Genomic DNA, 22,013 nt, shown 5'->3' with positions numbered 1-22,013 from the left:
TTACCTCCGTCGCCCTCTCACACCACAGTAGGTGCGGTTCCGCATACGGCGGTTCATCTGTGCAGCAGATGGGGTCTTTCCCTGTGGTTGTTCCCATCACAGGGTTTTCAAGAACTCCACCAGCGCATCCTTCTCGGCCGCCGACAAGCCCGTGCCAAACTCATGCCCCTGGTTGCTGCCACCCTTGCTGCCGGTATCGAGCTTCGTCCCGACACGTTTGGCCGCCGGCGTGTCGGTAACGAACCCGACCCTCGCTTGGTCATACACGTCATAACCTCGCCAGAAAACCGTCGGCCGCTGCCCAACCGGCTCCAGCAAGTCCCTCAGCGTCGGCACCGACCCATTATGCAGATACGGCGCCTTCAGCCAGATGCCGTCCAGAAAAGGCGCGACGTAACCGATCAAATCTTCCTCAACCAGGCCGCGACGCTCGAGGCCCATTTCCTTGACCACCTGGTTGGCTTTGATCGCGGCGCCCTTGTTCCACGAGTCCAAGCGGCCGCGGTCGGTGCCGACTTCAGCCAGCGGTAGCGGCCGGCCGGTGAGTTCGCTGGCGTGGCAGCTGGCGCAGTTGGCGTCGAACAGGGTTTTGCCCTCGGCCGCCTTTGCCTGATCGATGGCGAAGGGGTATTTCGGTGGTGGCAGTTCGGAGAGGTAGCTGTGCAGCCATTGCACCTGCCCGACGAAGTCCTGCTTGTTGGCGGGCGCGGCGCCAAGCAGGCCCAGGGCGGAGTCCATGATCACCGAGTAGGCGTCGCTGCTGTCGCCGGCGTAGTTCATGCGGTGGCCCTGATCCCAGACGTACTTCTTGAGGTTCCATACCGAGGGCATGTCGGTGGGGCCGAAGGTATCGTCCATGGGAGCGCCGATCATGAAGTACTTGGTCAGGTTCATGGCGTCATCGCGGCCGCGGCCCCAGTCGGGAAAGTCGGGGCGGTAGATCCAGGCGAACTGCTGCTCGCGTTCGAGCAGGCGCTTCTTGGTGATCGGGATGACGAAGAAGCGGTAGAGAAGCTGGTCGATGAGGTCGAGATCGGTGACGCGATTGATTTCGGCCATCAGGATGTCGGCGTTGAAGCGCGGGTCCTTGGCGCAGTCGATCAGGTAGCGGAAGAAGGCTTCGACGTTGGTGGTGTGTGCCGGACCGCCGATGACAAAGACCGGGTTGGCATCAGGCGATTCGCGGTAGCTGGTGGTGTGGCAAACGGCGCAGTTATTGGCCACGCGCGGAAAGCCGATGGTTTTCTTGCTGAAGCCGGCCGGCAGTTCCTGGCCCTGCTCCCAGGGAACGCCGAGTGCGGCGTAACCACCGGGAAGGACCTTGCCGTCCTGGGTCAGTTTTTCGGGAAAGACGCGCGGCAGGACGTAGAAAATCCAGTAGGGGATGCCGGCGTCGTGCTCGGCACCGATCGAGCCGTACTTGAAGCGCGTTTCGAAATCGGCGGTTACCCAGTCGGGCTGGGGACGTTCGCGGAAGCCGCGATCGTAGCCGATCACCCCGCCAACAACGACCGTGACGATGATCACCACGCCGATGGCGCGGAACCAGTTCCTGCAGGATCGCATGCTCATCGTCGGCTCCTCAGAAGGTCTTCATGAATTCGACCAGGGCGGTCTTTTCGTCGGCGCTCAGCTCGGTGCCGTAGGCCTTGCCGGTGTGGCCGCCGTTGCCGTTGCCGGGAGCGCTGGTGTCGAAAAGGAAAAACGGCTGACCGTTGCCCTGCGGCTGATCGGAGACGAAACCGACCTTGAGCGGGTCATAGACGTCGTTGCCGCGATAGAAGCTCGCGGGCCGGGCGGCCGCCGGTTCGAGCAGTTCGCGCAGGCTGGGCACCGAGCCGTTGTGCAGGTAGGGCGCGCGCAGCCAGACGCCATCGAGCGGCATGTTGGCGTAGCCGTGCGTCTTGCGGAAATGCGTGAAGCGCCACGGGTAGCCGGCGTAGAGTGTGGCCTGGTTCACCGCCAGCGTGTAGCTGTAGGAATCGAGCCGGCGCCGGTCGGTACCGATCTCGGCCAGCGGCGTCACCTTGCCGACCAGCTCACCACTGAAATCGCTGCCCGAAGCGCCGTGACAGTTGGCGCAATAGGCCTTGTAGATCGGCGCGCCGCGCAGGGCCAGTTCGGCGTCGACCGGGAAGAACTGGCTGAAGCTCGGTGGCGAGGCGTCGAGGATCCAGTCCTCGACGCGGCTGATGCGTTCGATGTCGATGGTCGGCGGCGTCGTGCCGGTGCCGAAGGCGGCACTCTTGTTGCGCTCTTCGACGGTGGTGTTGTTGCCGTCCCAGTGCAACTGCATCTCGTGCGGCTCCTTGCGCTGGCGTTGCCGCCACAGCGAAGGAAAGTCGGCCGGGGCGTCGAACTCGGCGGGGTCGAGATGCGCCATCGGGAAATTGAAGATCACTTTCGCCGAGTTGAAGGTATCGACGCGTCCCGGGCCCCAAGCGTGCTGCCTGGCGACCCAGTCGAAGCGCCCGGCAAGCGCCAGCACGCGATCGCGCATGATGGCAATGGCCACCGGGTAGACGACGTAGCGATCGAGCAGGTCGAGCTGGCCGCCCTGGCGTTCGATCTCCGGCAGGATGAATTCCTTGGAGAACTTCGGGTCGGCGGCGCAGTGGAAGAAGAATTCCTCGAAACCCTTCATGTTGAAAGTCGCGGCCGGCATGCCGAGGACGATCGTCGGTGGCTGGGCGGCGGCAGTACGCACGGTACTGGTATGGCAGACGGCGCAGTTGACGAAGACCCGATCGATGCCCTGGTAGCGGCGCTGCGAAGTGCCGACCGGAAGGTCGCGGTCGCTGCCATCGGCGTTCTTCTCGAAAACCATTCCCAGGGACTGGTAGCCCTTGCCGGGCAGATATTGCGGGCAGACGTCGGGCAGCACCCGCCAGATCCAGTAGGGGAAACCCATCTCGTGCTCGCCGCCAGTGGAACCGTACTTGAAGTGCTCGGTCGGGCTGGCGTGGTCCACCGGCACGTCGCCGCCAAAGCGCTGCACCAGCCAGATCACGGCCAGCAGCGGAAGTACGATGGTGACGATGAAGAGAATGATGAAGCGTCGCTTCCAGGGGCTTTTCGCTGTGTCGTTTTCGTTCATCTATCTTCTCCCTTTTCTTCTCGCCGGCTAATGCGCCGGCAAACACGGGCGCAGGGCCTCATAGCCGGCGGCGAGCAGCGTTTCAAGTTGCGGGGTTTGACCGGTTTCGGCGCGCAGCCATTGTGTCACCTGAGCGAGCAGTGCGGCGCGCACCGGGCTGCTGCGCCATGCTTGAGCGTCGCTGGCAAACGCCGGCAACATGCTTTCCGGCGGCATCGGCGTCTTCGCACGCTGCGCCGGCGCGATGTCGGCCATCGCCAGGCGTACGTAGAGGCGCGGGGCGCAGTGGCGAAGACTGGCGTCCACTTCGGGCGGACTACCCTGCAGAAAATTCGGCGGAAAAGTCTCGGCGGTCTGATGGCAAGCGGCGCAATAGGGTTGAAAGCTGCGCAGCAGCGGATCGCCGGCGCTGCTCGGCGCCTGACCCGGCGCCACGGCAGCGACTTCCAGCTGCGCCGGTGGCAAATACTCGGCAGCCTCGCAGCAGGGCGCCGCGGCAGGCGTGCCGAGCTCGGCGAACAGTGCTGAAAAAAGCGACTGGCGCGGGAAAGGAGCAGGTCCGAACAGGATTGCGGCTTGCGGGCCGGCGGCCAGGCGGTCGATAGCCTGCTGCACGATGGCGAAATCGGGGCGGACTTCCAGTATCGCCTCGCCATCGACCCAGCCATCGCCCGCATTGGCCTCGCTGCGGCGGATTTCGATCGAGGAGATCACGTCGGCGGCAGCGTTTCTCACGGGCAGCCCGTCGGCTTGCGGCGACAAGGTCGCGCCGGCGGCGGTCCCCGTGCCGACCAGTGTCAGCTCAAGATTGTTCAGGGCCGTGCCGCCGGGCAGCGTCAGCCGCGTCAGCCGCCCTCCGCTCGCTCGGCCGGCCGGCACCGACAGCGTTCCCGCCAGCAACGTTCCACCCGTAGCGGAGCAGCGCAAGGACCAGCGCGCAGCGACTCGGGTATCGATTCGGCAGGGCACGCCGAATCGCTCTGCGTCAGGTGGCGCCAAGCGCGCCAGTGCACTCTCCAGTTGCCGCCGATCGCTGTCGGCGACAAACTCCGCCAGGCCAGCCACCAGCTGCCGCAGCGCATCCGGGGCGTGCGGGCGCCAGAGCGCTCCAGCGGAGCGCGGCAAGAGCGGGTCGAAGCGAGCCGGCACCGCCGCCAAAGCCGCCCGCGCAGCGCTCTCCGCGGGCCAGCCATTAACCGCCTGCAAGGGGTTGCGGTTGGGGATGTCGGGATTGCCCGCGCTCAGGCCGCCCGGCCAGCGGCGTCGCGCCTGCTCGCGCAGCGGCTTGTCAACCGCCTGCATGAAGCGGGCGTCAGCGGTCCAGGTCTGACCGCTTGAGAGCGCGTGCCGCAAGGCGGCGGCGAACAGGCCGGCGCGGCAGCCTTGCGCCTCGGCCGAATGGCCGCCGCAGCCCGCGCGCCACAGAAGCTGGGTCAGGGCAAAGCCGTTGGCGCGCTCACTGGCGTTGTCGATGGCGTAGGGAACGTCGATGCCACGGTCGGGAGGGATGCCGTAGTAGCTTTGAGCGCTGGCCAGCAGCGTCGCCGCCACCTGGGCATTGGCGTTGGTCTCGTCCCACAGGGCGCGCGAAAAAATCGGCGAGCCGTTCTGATGACAAGCAAAACAGATGCTGCGGTTCGCGTAAACCAGGCGCGGCTTGGCGCCAGCGCGGTAGTCCTTGAGCAACTGGAATTCGAAGCGCCCGGCGGCCTCGTTGTAACTGATGATCTCGATGACCGCCGACTGCTCCTGGTAGCCGATGTAGAGGCGGTCCTTGAGCAGTGGCATGCCGGCGGCGAGCGGCGGGCTGTCGACGGCCACCAGGACGCGCGGATAGGCAAAGTAGTCGGGCGCGGCGGCCGTCCGCTGCAGCGAGCGACCCAGCGGAATCAGTACGCGCTTGGCAGGCGGCAGCGGACTGGCCGGGTCACGCTGCAGCTGGGAATCGATGCGGGCGAGCAAGGCCGCAAAAGGAAAAGGCACTTCGATTTCGGCGGCGGCACCACGGCGCACGGCAAACAGCTCCTCGAACAATGAACGGCCCTGGCTCGGGAGATGCTCGCCGGGGTCGGCCGGATTGACGACGGGCAGCGCAGCCACCGGCACCGGCCCCGTCGGGCGCGCTTCAGTCGCCGACACCGGCATGGCGACGAGTGTGGCCAAGCACGCTGCCAAGCCCGCCGCTGCCAGACCCGTGGCAAGCCGCCGCAGGATCACCAGCGAGGTCACGGGCGGACGCATCGTCAGCTGCCATGCCCAGGCTTTGCCAGACTCAGGGCTTTGCAGACTTGCCAGTAGCAGCGACCACGGTGCGTTGCTGCGTTCCCGGCCAGCAGTCTTCCTGCACCTTGCCGGTGGCGACGAAATTCGCCTGAGCCTTCTCGTCGGTGGCTTTGTCGTAAAGCGTGAAATTGAGCGCGAAACCGCGGTCCAGATAGGCGCGGCCAAGGTAAAAGCCGGGGCGGATCATGCGGATTTCGTCGCGCACCTTGAGTCCGCGCCGGCCGGCGAGGTAATCGGGACTTTCCTGGTAACGGGGAATTTCGTCGCTAAAGAAATAATCGATGATGATCGATTCGCGCCGCGAGTCGAGCAGACTCTGGCCGCAATAGAGCTTGGCCGGGAACAGCAACCAGGTTTCCTTGCCCGCGTAACTCATCTTCTGCGGCTCACCTTCGACCAGGCCGAGCTTCTTGAGCAGTGACAGATCCTCGATGCGGTTGCGCAGCACGCCCTCGTCGCGGAAGAACACTTTGCCGCGCCAGAGGACTTCGCCAATTTCCTCGACGACCAGTCCCTTGAGGTGCAGGACGGTGCCACTGAAGCCACCGACCAGCTCGGAAAGCCGGAACTTGCCGCTGCTTCCACGCGGCAGCAGGATGCGACCTTCGAAAGCGCCATCGGGGATCGGACCGGCAGTCAGGCGGGCGTAGATCTGATCAATCTGCTCCTCGTCCAGCGTCGCCAGATAGTCGGGCGTGATCTTCGCCAGCTCAGCCGGTGGAATCGGATACTGATAGTCGACCTGCGCCAGGCTCATTTTCGTCTGGTAGCTCTTGGCATAAGGCGCGAACTTGATATCCGGGGGTTCCGGCTTGCTGCACGCGGCAAGGGCAAGCGCGGTGAGGGTGGCTAGCGCGCCAAGCGCGAAGCGTGACATCCGGTCAGTGCGCTGGGTGCGCTGGGTGCGCTGGGTGCGCAGTTGGCTCAGGGCAAAGGTGTGCGGCAGTCGCATGATGTGATCTCCCGTTTCCTTACAGCGTGGCGAGGAAAGCGGTGAGCGCTTTCTTGTCGGCCTCGGAAAGATCCTCGCCGAAGCGGTGACCCTGGTTTTCGATCTCCTCGGTGCAGCTCTGGTAATTGGCACTGATGAAATCGCGCTGCTCACGCAGAATTTCGACGAAGCGCGACGGATTCTTGATGATCTCGTCGGCGATTGTCTGCAGCGTCGGCAAGAGGCTCGCCTTGCCGGCCGCTTCGAGCTTGTCCGGGTGGCGCTTGGCAAGGAACAGGTCGCCGATCAGCTGCTTGTGCATCAGGCCATTCAGGAAACCGGCGCTGGTACCGGCCGGAATCTTCACCTGCCCGAAATCGAACAGCGGCTTCTCGGTCTTGCCGTCGAGCGGTCGTATGCCGACGTCGATGATCAGGTCGGCGTTGGTCAACGTCCGCTTGCTGCCCCGTTCCTTGGGGTTCAGCAGCTCGAACATCGACAGCTTGTAGAGGTCGAAGCGGCCCTCGACGCTCGGGTCGTAGCGCAGGCAATCGGGCTGCCGTGCGAGGAGCAGGCCAGCGCTATCGACATAGCGGGCGCGGTGGAAGTCGTTGGCCTTGTTCGCCGGCTTGCCGCAGATTTCCGGCCCGATGGCGTTGTTGTGCATGAACGGCGCGGTCGCCCAGATATTGACCAGCGAGACATTACGCAGGTAGCCGCGACCGGCATCCTTGAGCTCGTCGCGCTCGGGAATGTCGGCAACGACCTCGCGCTGGCGCAGGGTGTCCGACGCCGATTCCATGTACAGGTTGCCCGCCTTGTGGTTGGAGTGCAGCGAGCGGCAACGGAAAGTGCCGACCTCGGTTACCGGTGTCGCCTGATCGTTGCCCAGGAAATCGGCCCTTACCTGGCGCGGATGCGTTTCGCTGGCGGCGGCGAAGTCGCGATTCTTGAACGAGCCGCCTTCGCTCTCGGGAATGCTCGAATGGCAGCGCGCACAGTTTTCGGCGAAGACCAGCTGTCCGCGGCCAACGGCACCGGCGCCGAATTCGCTTTCCAGGTCGCGGACCAGATCGGCGCGACCATAAACCAGGCCACTTGAACCGGCCTGGCGAACATTGGCCAACGCCGCGTAGAGGTCGGTCTGATCCGACTCGGCAGAGGCAAAGAAATCGAGCACGTTCTGCAAGCGGTCCTCGACGGCCCGGAAGTTCGGGCAATCGCGGCGGCACTGGCCAATGTCGAAAGGTGTCTGTCCGAAACCGCGCTGCTCCGGGTCCACCTCGCGCATGTCGGCGAGGTGATTGACCCAGCACTGCTCGGAGCAGGAGCCGATGTTGAAGTACACGCGCTGGATCGCTTCCAGCGCGCCGGTCGAGTCTTCGCCGCCTTTGAGGATGTGATGGACGCCGGGCAATACAACTTTCTGGCCGCCGAGATTGACCGGCGTGGTGTCGTCGTCGCGGGTGCTCTTCTCCCAGCACTTGCCTTCGCGACCCGGCTCGCACCAGCACTTGCCCGCGTCGGTCTCGCTGCCGCAGCTCGCCGCCTTGCGCCATTTGGTTACCACTTCACCCTTGAATACCGGCCGCTGCGCGACATTGATCAGGGCATTGATGGTCCCCGGATTGTTGACCTGGTCATGCGAAATCGCCGAAGTGTCGGTGACCCCGGGACGGGCGTGCGCGAACATCTGATACTCGAGACTGCTCATCGGCAGGCCCGAACCGAGCAGTTCGGACATGCGCGTGTACTGGTTGCCGATCAGCCCCTTGAGATTCTCCCACTTGGGATGCGCCGGGTCGGCTGGCGGGTTGAGCGGATCGAACGCGATATGGCAGGAACCGCAGGAAGTGCCGATCAGGAATGGCGGCTCGACCGAGCCATCGGACAGCCGACTGACGCGCTGATCGGAGGCGATGCCGGTCTTGTCGATCAGTGGGCGGTCAAAGCCGGACCAGCTTCCGGGTTCGCCATTCAAGGCCTGCCACTTGGCGGCGTCGAAGCGTGGATTGGGAAACTTGCGAATTCCCAGCGCTCCCGTGGAGGTGCCGAACTTGAGATCGCAGGCGGAGTGCCGTTGGTCGAGCTTGCCGCCCTGGCTGTGCGGGTCGTCCGGGTCGAGGGCCGCATCCTTGAGGCCGCAGGCCGGGTCGATGTAGCCCGGCTTGCCGACATACTTCAGGAGCACGTCGTCGCCAGGACACCAGTCGAAGCCATAGGTTTCCGCCACCGACTTGGCCGGGCAGTCGGGATCGCCGGGTTTGCAGCACGAGGGATCGTTGATGATTCCCCAGGCCCAGAAACGATCGTCGCGCTGATCGGATCGCAGGACGCGGAACCAGTCGACCAGGACGCCAATGCGCTGCTGCAGGGTATAGGTATGGAAGCGGTCGTTACCGGCGGTGGCCTTGAACCAGATCAGCCGTCCGACGCATTCCGAATCACTCAGTCCTTCGCGGGCACAAGCTTCGTAATACGGAGCATCCTGGTCGATGATCGACGCTTCCGGAAGGCTTTGTTCAGCGGGAGCGGCAAGCGGGGAAGCCGCTGCGCCTTGCGCATACGCGTCGCCGAAATTGATGTCGCGCTGGTAGAAAACACCGAAGCCAGCACCGAGAATGAGAGTCGCCGCCAAAGCGGCAAGCAGAGTACGTTTCATGCGTTCTCTCCTGACGGACACAAACAGCTTGAAACCCCAAACGTGGGAGACTCGTCGGTAGTGCAGTCGACGGCAGGGCAGTATCTGTTCGCATGCCCGCCCTGTCAAGCGCCGCCATTCTCGGCGCCACGCCCTATTTCAGTCCCAGCGTCCGCAGCGCGAGCTCTTGTTAAATTATCGTGCCGGCACTCTCTTCGCGCTGCCGCGACTGACGGAGCTTTGGCAGCCGAGGCGCAAGGTGGTTCCACGAAAGCTGACGACCGACAAGGCACCCGCCCCCTCTGCCGCTATTCAAGAGACCTGCAGGCCCTCCCGGACGCAGGCAGGCGCTGCCAAAGAAGCTTTTTTTTGAAAAACCATGCCGGCGGAAAATGTATTAAGCTTCCCCATTGCCAATCCAAAAATATTATCGACTGCGTGAAAACCTCGTGAACTGGACTCGCTTCAAAGGGCGCTCGCTCAAGACGAGAATCACCTTGTTTACGCTGACCATCTTCCTTGTCAGCATTTGGTCACTGGCTTTTTACAGCAGCCAGACCTTGCGGGCGGATATGGAACGTCTATTGGGTGACCAGCAATTGTCGACGGTCTCCCTGCTGGCCGACGAGCTGAATCACGAATTGGGCGACCGTCTGGCAATTCTGGCGAGAATTGCCAGCAGAATTACTCCGGCGATGCTGGCCAACACCACCACCTTGCAGGCTTTCCTGGCGCAGAGCCTGACTCTCGAAGGCGAACCATTCAACGCCGGCATCATTGTCCATCGACTCGACGGTACAGCGGTCGCCGAATTTCCTCCCGCCCCTGAGCGACTCGGTGTCAATTACACGGACATCGACAGCGTCGCTACGGCGCTACAGGAAGGAAAATCGACGATCAGCCGGCCTGTGATAGGCAAGAAACTGCAGGCGCCGGTTTTTGGCATGACCGTAGCCATTCGTGACCCACGTGACCATGTGATTGGCGCCGTGAGTGGGGTCGTCAATCTGGCCATACCCAACTTTCTCGACCACATCACCGACGGCCGCTACGGCAAGACCGGTGGTTTTCTTCTTGTTGCACCGCAGTACCGCCAGATCATCACCGCTACCGACAAGAGTCGCGTCATGGCCCACTTGCCGTCGCCAGGCGTCAATCCGACGATCGATCGCTTTATCGAAGGTTTCGAGGGACCCATCGTCTTCGTCAGTAGCGTTGGCACCAAGGTACTGAGCTCGGCCAGGAGAATCCCGGTTTCAGGTTGGGACATGGTGGCCATCCTTCCGACCGCTGAAGCTTTTGCCCCGATTCGCGCGATGCAGCAGCGCATGCTGCTGGCGGCGCTGCTACTGACCCTGTTGGCAGCCGCCGCAACGTGGTGGATATTGGATCGGCAGCTTGCGCCGATGCTTTCTGCCGCCAAGCTGCTCTCCCATTTGTCGGCTACGCAGCAGCTCCCGAAACCCTTGCCGATAGCCCGCCATGACGAAGTTGGCGAACTCATCGCCAGCTTCAATCACCTCGTCGACAGCCTGGGAAATCGCGAAAAAGCGTTGCAGGAAAGCGAAGCCTTCAAGAACACCATCCTCAATTCCATGGCTGCCGAAATCGTCGTCCTCGATCAGCACGGCGTCATACAAGCGGTGAACAAGCGTTGGCGGCGGTTTTCGCGGGAGAACAGCAGCCAGCCAGGGCAGCCCGCAGCGCATACCGAAGCCGGCGTGAATTACCTCGCTTTCTGCACGCTCGACGCTGCGGCCCTGGCCGACGATGCAGCCAACCCCAGGCTTGGAATCGAAGCGGTTCTGGAACGCCGCTTGCCCTCCTTCAGTCTTGAATATGCCTGCCACTCGCCGCAAGAACTGCGTTGGTTCACGATGACGGTCATGCCTTTGGGTCCCGACATCGAGCGCGGCGTAGTGATCACCCATAGCGATATCACGGCCGTCAAGCGCGCCGAGCAATACGAACAGTTTCGCGGCCGCATCCTGCAACTGCTTGCGGAAGGCGAGCCGCTACACGGCATTCTTGAAGCGCTGGCGCAGGGTGTAGAGGAACTCAATCCGGGCATGCTGTGCAGCATTCTGCTGGTCGACAACGATGGCCAGCGCCTCACCACCGGCGCCGCCCCAAGCCTGCCAGACTCCTTCAACGCCGCGGTCAACGGGATGAAAATCCGCGCCGCAGCCGGTTCCTGCGGAACGGCGGCGTTTACCGGCCAGCGCGTCATCGTCGAAGATATCGCCACGCATCCCTACTGGGAGCGCGCCAGAGAGCTGGCGGCCAGCGCCGGCCTGAGATCCTGCTGGTCCGAACCGGTTCGCTCATCGCCGGGAAAAGTAATCGGTACCTTCGCCATTTATCATCGTCACCCGCATAGCCCGAGCGCGGCCCATATCGAGCTGATCGAACAATCCGCCCGCCTGGCCAGCATCGCCATCGAGCGCAACCTCGCGGCTGAACGGCTGCGCACCAGTGAGGCGCACTACCGCCTGCTCACCGAGAATGTTGCCGACATCGTCTGGCGGCAGGACCGCGATCACTACTTCACCTATATCAGCCCGGCCGACGAACGCTTGCGCGGCTACAAGGCAGAGCAGGTCATCGGTCGGCACGTGACAGAAGTGCTGACCGCCGAGGGCATCGCCATTCTCAAGGAGAAACAGGCGCTGCGCGCAGAAACCGAACGGCGGGGCGTGCGCACCGGGATTACCCGCTTCGAACTGCCACAGCGCTGCCAGGATGGCAGCCTGATCTGGCTGGAAGTCCTCTCCACGCCGGAACGTGACGCGCAGGGCACGATCATCGGTTATCACGGCGTCAGCAGGGAAATCACCGAACGCAAGTACGCCGAGGACCAGGTCCGCAAACTGGCGTTTCATGACCCACTGACCGCGCTCCCCAATCGCCGCCTGCTCAACGACCGTCTACAGCAGACGATGGCCGCCAGCGGGCGAGCACCCTGCCATGGTGCCGTGATGTTCGTCGACCTGGACAACTTCAAACCGCTCAATGATGCGCATGGGCACGTCATCGGCGACCTGCTCCTGGTCGAGGCGGCTGGGCGTCTGAAGAGCTGCGTTCGCGAGGTGGATACCGTCGCCCGCTTCGGTGGCGACGAGTTCGTGGTGATGATCAGCGAGCTGGCTGCGGACAAGTACGCGTCAATGGAGAAAGCCGCCATCATCGCCGAAAAGATTCGTGTCGCCCTGCGAGAACCCTATCGACTGAGCATCCCGTCCGCAGGACAATGCGCCACGACGCTGACCCACCGGTGCTCGGCGAGCATCGGCGTCGCCTTGTTCATTGGTCACCAAGCCACGCAGGACGAGATCCTGCAGCGGGCCGATGCGGCCATGTATGAAGCCAAGCAGGCCGGGCGAAATTTCATTCGCTTTCACGATGGCGAACAGCGCGGCAGAGAGCCGCCGGCACAGCAGCGGGACGACGGGGGGTCTAGGGTCTAAAATGGGCGCTTTGCCAGACTGCGACCCCCAGCCATGATCCGCACCCGTTTTGCGCCCTCCCCGACCGGCTTCCTGCACATTGGCGGCGCGCGCACCGCGCTCTTCTCGTGGGCCTTTGCCCGTCGCCACGGCGGCAGCTTCATCCTGCGCATCGAGGACACCGACCTGGCACGGTCGACACCTGAAGCCGTGCAGGCGATCCTTGACGGCATGAACTGGCTGGGCCTGAGCCACGACGAAGGGCCTTTCTACCAGACCCAGCGCATGGCGCGCTACCAGGTGGTCATCGACGAGATGCTCGCCGCCGGCACGGCCTACCATTGCTACATGCCCCCCGAAGAACTCGATCGCCTGCGCGAGGAGCAACGTGCGCAAGGACTGAAGGCGCGCTATGACGGCACTTGGCGGCCGGAGCCGGGCAAGGTCCTGCCGACGCCGCCGGCCGGCGTCTCGCCGGCGGTACGCTTCCGCAACCCGGGCGACGGCGTCGTCGCCTGGGACGACCTGGTCAAGGGGCGCATCGAAATTGCCAACGCCGAACTCGACGACCTGGTGATCGCCCGCGCCGATGGCACACCGACGTACAACTTCTGTGTCGTCGTCGACGACTTCGACATGGGCATCACGCAGGTCATTCGCGGCGACGACCATGTCAATAACACGCCACGGCAGATCAACATCCTGCAGGCGCTGGGCGTGCAAGTGCCGCAATACGCGCACCTGTCGATGATTCTCGGTGACGATGGCCAGAAACTCTCCAAGCGCCACGGCGCGGTGAGCGTCATGCAGTACGACGAGGAAGGCTATCTGCCGGAAGCGGTGCTCAACTATCTGGCGCGCCTGGGCTGGTCGCACGGTGACGAAGAAATCTTCTCGATGGCGCAGTTCTGCGAGTGGTTCGACCTCGACCACATCACGCCGTCGGCCGCGCAGTTCAACACCGAGAAACTCAACTGGCTCAACGCGCACTACCTCAAGCGCGCCGACGCACAGCGACTGGCGGCGCTGGTCTTGCCGCGCCTGCAAGCGCGCGGCGTGACGGTCAGCGCAACACCTTCCCTGCCGGCGGTGATCACCCTATACCAGGAGCGCGTCGCCAACCTCAATGAGCTGGCCGACGCGGCGGCGGTGTTCTACATCGACATCACTCCGAAAAGCGAACTCCTGGTCAAGCATCTGACGCCGGAAGCCCTGCCGGCGCTGGCCGACTTCGTCGCCGGCCTGCCAAACATCGCCTGGCAGCCGGCGGCGATTGGCGCCCTGATCAAGCACAGCGTCGCCGCGCACGGGCTGAAAATGCCCAAGCTGGCGATGCCTCTGCGGGTGCTGCTGACCGGCCAGGAACAGACGCCGTCGGTCGATGCCCTGGTCGCCCTTTTCCCGCGCGAAGAGGTACTCAAGCGACTGGCTGCCGCCGGCTGACGCTGACGGCGGGCCGAGACCGGCAAGCTTGCCAGCTGGCTAGCTTGCTAGACGGCGCCGGTGAATTCGCCGCGCGCCGGGTAGTCCTTGCTGATGGCGAAGTCGACCGCGCCGAGCAGATCCTGGAACTGCGGACGCGCGAAGGGCATCGTCTGGACCGCGCCGTAGTACAGCGTCCCATCCGGACGAACCAGGAACACACCGGGTTCGCTGAACAGCTCGGGCTCCTCGATCCCGATCGACGTCTGGCCGCGCGAAGTGCTGATATACAGCCCCCATTGGCGTGCGCTGCGCAGGCTCAGGGCGTAGGCGAACTGCACGCCTTTGGCACCAACTTTCTCGGCCATTTGCCGGCCACGTTCTTCACCGTCGCTGCTGATGGCCACGATCTGCACACCACGCGACGCAAACTCGGGCGCCAGGCGTTCGAGCTCGAGCAGGTATTTGGCACAGATCGGGCAATGCAGGCCGCGATAGAAAACCAGCAGGTCGAAGTGCTCGGCGGGTGACGCACCGAGGACGAAACGCCCGCCGGAGGTCAGCGCCACATTCAGGGCGGGAACCGGGTAACGCGGCAGCAATGCGTTCAGATGCATCTGGATCTCCTTGTGGCTAACGGTCATGACATGTCGAGACACCCCTGATCATGAAAGTCAGGACCGCCCCCCTCTCACTTGCAGTGCGCATTCCGGCTTGCACGCCGGAATCGTTCGCCGGGCAGGGAGCATGCTCCCTGAATTCCCCGCCTCACCCCCGGCCCTTCTCCCGCGAGGGGAGAAGGGAGTTTCGTGAGTCGCATACGCGACTTTCACATTAACGGTCATGACACGTGGAGACACCCCAAATCATGAAAGTCATGACCGTTTCCCTCTTCCCCTGCCCCTTCTCCCGCAAGGGGAGAAGGGAGTTTCGTGAGCCGCTTGCGCGACTTTCACATTAAGAGCTTGTGGGTGAGGCGTGGCCGCGTCGGATCGGGGGCGAGAACCGCCCGACCCGAAGCGGCCATTTTCAGCTTTCTTCGTCGCCAGCGATGAAGCGATAGCTGAGCGCACCGAGCACACCACCGATGATCGGAGCCACCCAGAACAGCCAGAGTTGGGCAGTCGCCCAGTCGCCGACGAAGATTGCAACGCCGGTGCTGCGCGCGGGATTGACCGAGGTATTGGTGACCGGAATGCTGATCAGGTGGATCAGGGTCAAGCACAGGCCGATGGCGATGGGTGCGAAGCCGGCCGGCGCGCGCTTGTCGGTAGCGCCCATAATCACCAGCAGGAAGAACATGGTCATGACAATTTCCGTGACCAGCGCCGCAAGCAGCGAATATTTGCCGGGAGAATGCTCGCCGTAGCCGTTCGAGGCAAAACCGTTCGACAACTCAAAGCCCGGGCCGCCGCTGGCAATGACGTACAACACCGCGCCAGCCGCTATACCACCGAGAACCTGAGCGACGATGTAGGGTGCGAGCTGGCTCGCCGGAAAACGACCGCCGGCCCACAGGCCGATGGAGATTGCGGGGTTGAGATGACAACCCGAGATATGGCCGATGGCGAAGGCCATGGTCAGGACGGTCAATCCGAATGCCAGGGCAACACCGGCAAAGCCGATGCCTAACTCGGGAAACGCGGCGGCAAGTACCGCACTACCGCAACCACCAAGAACAAGCCAGAATGTTCCAAGGAACTCCGCGCTGTATTGCTTCATTGAATTATCCTTCTTGAAATTGAGCCGCTGTTGGTCGTGGTGTGCCCAGTCGAGTACGGGAGAATACGCACGGTTCCTTCCCTTATACCGGCACACATAACGGGTACCAGAACAGCAGCTTGGCGCGCAGCGTGGAGTGACATGGCGGCAAGCCGGGAACCGATGCTGCGCATTTTAGCCGAATATTCTTTCAATGGCGCAATAGCAGCCACCTTCAAGCACCGCGTCGCCCACCCGTGGCCGCTCCCCTGCCGATCAAATCCATTTCATCTTCTTGAAGAGAATGTACTGAGCAAAGGCAAAGACAAACAGCATGACGCTGACCAGGGCAAATGCGGAGCTATTTTCGGTTCCCGGAATGCCGCCGACGTTGATTCCCAGAAGACCTGTAAAGAGACCCAAAGGGAGAAAGATCGCGGCGACGATCGACAGCACGTACATGGTTTTGTTCATCTTCTCGGAGAGGGCGTTGTTGAGTTCTTCCTGGGTAATCGCGGCACGATCGCGCGCCGAGTCCAGATCATCGACGAACCTGGCCGTGCGTTCGGCGAGTTCGCGGATTCGCACCCGATCGACTTCGTTCAGCCAGGGCACGCGTTCGTTCTGCAGGCGTGCCAGCACATCGCGCTGCGGCGATATATAGCGTCGCATGCTGATCGTTTGTCGGCGCAGATGGGCAAGTTTGGGGCGCAGCTCGTGACTTTCCTCGGTCAGTACCGTGTCCTCCAACTCGTCAACACTGTCATCGATGTCACTGATCACATCGGCCATCCGATCGGTCAGCTTGCTCGCGGCCATGACCAGAAAATCACTGATCGAATCCGGCCCCTTGCCGGCCTGGATACTCTTGTCGATGTCGTCCATGGCCATCACCCGCCGATGCCGCATGCTGATGATGCGGTGCTCCTCGAACCACATGCGGATGGCGACCATGTCTTCGAGATCGGCACCGGGATTGAAGTTGACGCCACGCAGGATGAGGAGCAGGGACGTGCCGGATGACAAGACCCGCGGGCGGGTTTCTTCGGCCATCAAGGCGGCGCACGCCACTTCATCGAGTCCACTCTCTTCGAGCAACCATTGCCTGGCTCCTTCGTCGGCGTAATCGAGATGCAACCACAGGATTCCCTGGCCCGGTTCCCAGCTGCTGATCCGATCCCAGTTCATCGCCTTGCCGGCCCCACCGTCGAGAATGTATGCAAAGACCAGGCCGCTCTTCTTCTTACCCATGCTCAAAATCCAATCCTTAATGTGAAAGTCGCGCATGCGACTCACGAAACTCCCTTCTCCCCCTGCGGGAGAAGGGCCGGGGAAGAGGGAAAACGGTCATGACTTTCATCATCCGGGGTATCTCGACTGTCTTGACCGTTAGGTTGATCGTGAATCGCGACCGCCGAATCGCGGCTTGCGCCCCGTCATCCGACTCACTCCGGTCAAGGAAAGTTCGCAGGAAAGATGCGGCCAACGACTATTTGCCGGGCACACCCGCGTTCTCGCAGCGCGCATCCCGGTACGGCCCGCCGACCCGCTGCCAAGCGGCGCCTAGCGGCGTCTGGGCGCAGAATACCTGACCATCAAGCTGGCTGCGCCAGAGGTACCAGGGAGCAGGCGCAGCAAGCGCTGAGGCAGCGAACAGCAGGCATGAAAGCACCATCGCAAAGTCGGATTTCATGCCGCTTCCTGGCAATCGTTCGGCCGTCGGTCGAAGATTTTCAGCTCCCTGAGCACGCCGTTGATTGGCGTCGTGCCTTGCCGTGACATCGACGTTCTCCCGTTGGAAAATTCAGCCGCAACCATACTGCGAAACGGCACGCTTCGGGGTCTCGAATTCTTCCGCGGCACGCGACCGCTCAACGGCGGCGTGCACCAGGGCCATGCCGCAGTGCAGTAGTACACAGTCCGCTCGACGCTCTGGGGTAAAATGGCGCCCCTTATAGGGCGCCGCGGCGGCGCACAATTTCTATGCTGTTCTGTGCGCACTGGTGCGCTGTGCTCGAAGCACTCCGACAGCCCCTGCCAGCACCCCGCTTTTCCTGACCGATGACCCCTACCAGCGCCCGTACCGCACGCCCTCCGCAGAATCCTTTCGCCGACTGCCTGGCACTCGACCAGCGTCAGCTGCGCGCACTGACGCGCGCTTTGCGGCACGGCTTCGGCGCCAAGCGCGACGCGCTGCAGGCCGAGCTCGACAACCTGATAGAGAGGTCCCGCGCCGCCGTGGCCGCGCGGCGGGCGCGCCTGCCGACGCCGGTCTTTGCCGACGATCTGCCGGTCAATCGGCGGCGTGCCGAGATTGCGGCGCTGATTGCCAAGCATCAGGTACTCATCGTCTGCGGCGAAACCGGCTCGGGCAAGACAACGCAGATCCCCAAGATCTGCCTGGAAATCGGTCGCGGCACCACCGGCCTGATCGGTCACACGCAACCACGCCGGATCGCCGCGCGGTCGACCGCGGTGCGTATCGCGCAGGAATTGCAGAGCGAAGTCGGGCGACTGGTCGGCTACAAGATCCGCTTCAGCGACCGCACCACACCCGATGCCTTTATCAAGCTGATGACCGACGGCATCCTGCTCGCCGAGACGCAGGGCGACACCGGGCTCGAGCAGTACGACACGCTGATCCTCGACGAGGTCGCACGAGCGCAGCCTGAACATCGACTTTTTGCTCGGCTACCTTAAACAGCTGTTGCCCAAACGCCGCGATCTGAAGCTGATCATCAATTCGGCGACGATCGATGCCCAGCGTTTTTCCCAGCACTTCGACGACGCACCGGTCATCGAGGTCTCGGGCCGACTGCATCCGGTGGAGTTGCGCTATCGACCGATGCAGAAAGACGAGGACGGCGAAACGGGCAGCGCTGGCGGCGACAGTGGTGGGCGCACGCGAGCGCGGTGACGACCAGCGCGATCTCTGCGACGCGATCGTCGACGCCCTGTGACGAGCTCGATCGTGCCGGACCGGGCGATGTGCTGGTCTTTCTGCCCGGCGAACGCGAGATCCGCGAGGCCGCCGAGGCGCTGCGCAAGCATCACCCGCCGCATACCGAAATTCTGCCGCTCTTTGCCCGCCTGTCGAGCGAAGAGCAGGGACGGATTTTCAGGCCGCACCTTGGCCGACGCATCGTACTGGCGACCAATGTTGCCGAAACCTCCTTGACCGTGCCGGGAATCCGCTACGTCGTCGATAGCGGCCTGGCGCGCATCAAGCGCTATTCCTACCGCAACAAGGGTCGAGCAACTGCAGATCGAGAAAATCTCGCAGGCCTCGGCCAATCAACGCGCCGGGCGCTGTGGGCGGGTCGCGGCCGGAGTGTGCATCCGCCTCTACGAAGAGCAGGATTTTTGCGCTCCGCCCGGCGTATTCGGAACCGGAGATTCTCCGTTCGTCGCTGGCCGGGGTGATCCTGCGCATGAAGGCGCTGCGTCTAGGCGACATCGAGGACTTCCCCTTCCTCGAGGCGCCCCCGCGCAAGGCCATCGGCGACGGCTATCAGCTGTTGCTCGAACTCGGCGCGGTGACCAGCGAAAATGCGCTGACACCAACCGGCCAGGAACTGGCGACGATGCCGCTCGACCCGCGCGTCGGGCGAATGATCGTTGCCGCCCGCGACGAAGGCTGCCTGCGCGAAGTCCTGATCATTGCCGCCGCGCTGAGCGTACATGATCCGCGCGAGCGACCGCAGGACAAACAGGGCAGCGCCGACATCGCACACCGCAAGTTTGCTGACCCGAAATCCGAATTCCTCGGCTGGCTTAAGCTGTGGGACTGGTACCAGATTCGAAGTCGAACATCGCAAGTCGCAGCGCAAGCTAGTGCAGACCTGCCACGAGCACTTCCTCTCGGCGCTGCGCATGCGCGAATGGCGCGACATCCACGGCCAACTACAGGCCCTGGCGGGCCGAACAGAAATGGCGGGTGAACCAGGTTCCGGCGACCTACGACGCCGTCCAACCCGCGCGCTGCTCGCCGGTGCCTGCTCGGCAACATCGGCTGCAAAAGCGGAAGATTCGGCCGCATTACCTTGGTCCCACGCGGCATCAAAATGCTGATCCATCCCGGCTCGGCCCTGCAGAAGAAGGCCGGCAAGTGGATTGTCGCCGCCGAGATCAGCGAAACCACGCGCTTGTTCGCCCGCTGCGTCGCTCGCATCGAGCCGGAGTGGCTGGAAGTGGTCGGTGCGCATCTTCTCAAGCGCAGTCATTTCGACCCGCACTGGGAGAAGAAAGCGATGCAGGCGGTCGCTTTCGAGCGCATCACGCTGTACGGCATCGTCGGCGATCCACGCCGACGGGTGAACTTCGGGCCGCTCAACCCACCGCAGCACGCGAACTGTTCATCCCGCGACGCCCTGGTTGCCGGCGGAGGTCAGTGAAGAATTCGCTCGGCGCTGGGATTTTTTTCCATAACAATCAGCAACTGGTGCTCGACATCGAGGACCCTGGAGCACAAGTCGCGCCGACCCGACGTACTGGTCGACGACGAACTGATTTTCGCCTTCTTACGACCAGATCATCCCCGAGGAATCTACTGCGGCGCCAGCTTCGACAAGTGGCGGCGCGCCGCCGAGCGCGAGCAACCGCGCTTGCTGCACTGGTGCGAGAGGACTTGATGCGCACGAAGCCGCCGGCATCACCAGCGAGGCTTTTCCGCATCAACTGCAACTGGGTGGCGTCGACTACCCGCTGGCCTACCACTTCGAACCCGGCAGCGCTCGCGACGGCGTGACTCTGACCCTGCCGCTGGCGCAGCTGAACCAGATCCCCGCCGCACGCTGCGAATGGCTGGTGCCGGGGCTGCTCAAGGAGAAGGTGCAGCAGCTGGTAAAAACGCTGCCGCAACGGATTCGCGCCAAGCTGGTGCCAGTGCCTGACTTCGCCAGCGAGTTCGTCGAGCAGCTGCCGCCGACGGACAAGCCATTGGTCAGCGCACTGGTGCACTTCATCCTGCAAACACGCGGGCTGAACGCGCGCGGCTGGGACGTCACTCCCGACGCGTTTCGCCCCGACGCGGTGCCGGCACATCTAAGCTTCAACTTTCGCCTGGTCGACGAAAACGGCCGCCAGCTCGGCCTGAGCCGCAGCTTGAGCGAACTGCGCAGCGAATGGGGACGCGAAGCGAAGCAGGAGTTCGCCGAGCTGCACGAGACACCCGCCGAGTTTTCGGGAATGACCGACTGGAGTTTCGGCGAGTTGGCCGAGCTGATTGAAGTCGAGGTCGGCGGTGGCCAGACGGTTTTTGGCTACCCGGGACTGACCGACGACGGCGACAGCGTCTCGGTGTGCGTCTTCGATTCGCCCGAGGAGGCGCTGCAGGCGCATTCGCGGGGGCTGCTGCGACTGTTCATGCTGCAGTTTCGCGAGCAGATCAAACATCTGGAGAAAAACCTGCCGGGGCTGACCCAGATGGCGATGCAGTTCATGGCACTGGGCACCCTCGACGAACTGCGACGACAGTTGCTGGAGCTGACTTTCACGCGCGCCTGTCTGAAAGAGCCCTGGCCGACCGACGCGGCGAGTTTCAACGCCCGCTGTGTGGAAGCCAAGCCGCGGCTAGGCTTGCTGGCGCAGGAGATATGCCGTTTGGTCGGCCAGATTCTCGGCGACTGGCTGGCGCTGCACAAGAAGCTGCCGGCGTTCAAGGCCTACGGCAGCACCGTCCATGACATCGAGGGGCAACTGGCGCGGCTGATCGGCAAGCGCTTCGTGGTCGACACGCCTTTCGAACGTCTGCAACAATATCCGCGCTATCTGAACGCCATCGCCGTGCGCCTGGACAAGCTGAAGACCGGCGGCGCCCATGGCGCGGCTCGCGACGCCCGACTGCTGGCCGAGGAGTACCTGCCGCTAGCGACCGCCTATCAACGACGCGCAACCGTGCTGGCCAAGCAGGGGGTCAGCGACGCGCAGGTCGAACAGTTCCGCTGGTTGCTTGAAGAATTGCGTGTGCACCTCTTTGCGCAGGCACTACGCACACCGGTGCCGGTGTCGAGCAAGCGGCTGCAGAAGATGTGGGAGGGTATCCAGTGATCGCCAAACGATCATCAGATCGTAATAGATGGAGGGTGACTAAGTGACTGAAATTGTTCTTGCGCTGGGACGCAGCCTGCGCACGCTTGGGCGTGGACGCGTCTGGCTGTTGTTCTTCGGGCCGGCGGCGGTGGCGCTGGTGATCTGGATCGCGCTGATGGTGTTCGCGCTGGAAAGCCTGATTGCGACCCTCCTCGAGCAGCCGCCGATGACCTGGCTGGCTGGCTGGGGAGCGGTATGGCTGGCCAAGCTCGGGGCCGTGCTCGGCGGCTGGCTGCTGATTCTCGCGGCGGCCTTCGTCACCGCCATGCTGCTGGCGGCGATTTTCGTGATGCCACTGCTGCTCAATCATGTCGCCCTGGCCGACTACCCCGAACTGGCACGAGTCGGCGGCAAGGGACAGCTCTGTCTCGGGGGCCGGACAGTGTCGCTGCGCTGCTGCTG

Annotated in this window: 12 protein-coding genes and 1 pseudogene; 4 read left to right on the top strand and 9 right to left on the bottom strand. The window is 63.3% G+C overall.

Going from position 1 to position 22,013, the window contains the following annotated elements; translation table 11 throughout:
• Positions 1 to 96: 96 nt before the first annotated feature.
• The 5 genes from QZ648_RS10950 to QZ648_RS10930 are packed head-to-tail and all read right to left on the bottom strand — an operon-like array spanning position 97 to position 8,973.
• The gene (locus tag QZ648_RS10950; RefSeq protein ID WP_291997037.1) at positions 97 to 1,572 is read right to left on the bottom strand and encodes a c-type cytochrome; all 1,476 of its coding nucleotides are present in this window, start codon (positions 1,570 to 1,572) and stop codon (positions 97 to 99) included.
• A gap of 10 nt (positions 1,573 to 1,582) precedes the next feature.
• Positions 1,583 to 3,097, bottom strand: a complete 1,515-nt coding sequence (locus QZ648_RS10945; RefSeq protein WP_169065658.1) for a cytochrome c — start codon at positions 3,095 to 3,097, stop codon at positions 1,583 to 1,585.
• A gap of 27 nt (positions 3,098 to 3,124) precedes the next feature.
• Complete coding sequence (locus QZ648_RS10940; protein ID WP_291997036.1) at positions 3,125 to 5,338, bottom strand: hypothetical protein; 2,214 nt, start codon at positions 5,336 to 5,338, stop codon at positions 3,125 to 3,127.
• A 31-nt stretch (positions 5,339 to 5,369) separates the two neighbouring features.
• Complete coding sequence (locus tag QZ648_RS10935; RefSeq protein ID WP_291997035.1) at positions 5,370 to 6,332, bottom strand: hypothetical protein; 963 nt, start codon at positions 6,330 to 6,332, stop codon at positions 5,370 to 5,372.
• Positions 6,333 to 6,351: 19 nt separating this feature from the next.
• Entirely contained in the window at positions 6,352 to 8,973 is a 2,622-nt protein-coding gene (locus QZ648_RS10930) for a cytochrome c (RefSeq protein WP_291997034.1), read from the bottom strand.
• 428 nt (positions 8,974 to 9,401) lie between these two features.
• Between QZ648_RS10930 and QZ648_RS10925 the strand changes: the two genes are divergently transcribed.
• Both QZ648_RS10925 and gltX read left to right on the top strand, forming a co-directional pair.
• A complete protein-coding gene (locus QZ648_RS10925) occupies positions 9,402 to 12,419 on the top strand; it encodes a diguanylate cyclase (protein ID WP_291997033.1) in 3,018 nt (1,005 codons plus the stop codon).
• A gap of 33 nt (positions 12,420 to 12,452) precedes the next feature.
• The gene (gene gltX / locus QZ648_RS10920) at positions 12,453 to 13,841 is read left to right on the top strand and encodes a glutamate--tRNA ligase (RefSeq protein WP_291997032.1); all 1,389 of its coding nucleotides are present in this window, start codon (positions 12,453 to 12,455) and stop codon (positions 13,839 to 13,841) included.
• Between the two features lie 47 nt (positions 13,842 to 13,888).
• Here the strand turns inward: gltX and QZ648_RS10915 are convergent, their stop codons facing one another.
• The 4 genes from QZ648_RS10915 to QZ648_RS10900 form a co-directional block, all read right to left on the bottom strand.
• Positions 13,889 to 14,437 carry a peroxiredoxin-like family protein gene (locus QZ648_RS10915; protein WP_169065653.1) on the bottom strand — a complete coding sequence of 183 codons (549 nt, stop codon included), beginning with the start codon at positions 14,435 to 14,437 and terminating at the stop codon, positions 13,889 to 13,891.
• A 412-nt stretch (positions 14,438 to 14,849) separates the two neighbouring features.
• Positions 14,850 to 15,638 carry an aquaporin Z gene (aqpZ, locus tag QZ648_RS10910; protein ID WP_291997031.1) on the bottom strand — a complete coding sequence of 263 codons (789 nt, stop codon included), beginning with the start codon at positions 15,636 to 15,638 and terminating at the stop codon, positions 14,850 to 14,852.
• A gap of 159 nt (positions 15,639 to 15,797) precedes the next feature.
• Positions 15,798 to 16,772 (bottom strand): zinc transporter ZntB, encoded by a 975-nt coding sequence (locus QZ648_RS10905; protein ID WP_291997030.1) that lies wholly within the window; start codon positions 16,770 to 16,772, stop codon positions 15,798 to 15,800.
• 238 nt (positions 16,773 to 17,010) lie between these two features.
• On the bottom strand, positions 17,011 to 17,214 hold the full coding sequence (locus tag QZ648_RS10900) for a hypothetical protein (RefSeq protein ID WP_169067042.1): 204 nt from the start codon (positions 17,212 to 17,214) through the stop codon (positions 17,011 to 17,013).
• Positions 17,215 to 17,582: 368 nt separating this feature from the next.
• On the opposite strand from QZ648_RS10900, the pseudogene hrpA reads away from it, so the two are divergent.
• A pseudogene (gene hrpA / locus QZ648_RS10895) lies at positions 17,583 to 21,569 on the top strand (ATP-dependent RNA helicase HrpA).
• A gap of 43 nt (positions 21,570 to 21,612) precedes the next feature.
• A partial coding sequence (locus tag QZ648_RS10890; protein ID WP_366144121.1) for an EI24 domain-containing protein occupies positions 21,613 to 22,013 on the top strand: 401 nt, incomplete at its 3' end.

This window comes from Candidatus Accumulibacter sp. ACC012 (genome assembly GCF_907163155.1).
Classification (GTDB): Bacteria; Pseudomonadota; Gammaproteobacteria; order Burkholderiales; family Rhodocyclaceae; genus Accumulibacter; species Accumulibacter delftensis.
The sequence above is the reverse complement of the archived record's forward strand: the minus strand, read 5'-3'. Positions and strand labels throughout refer to the sequence as shown.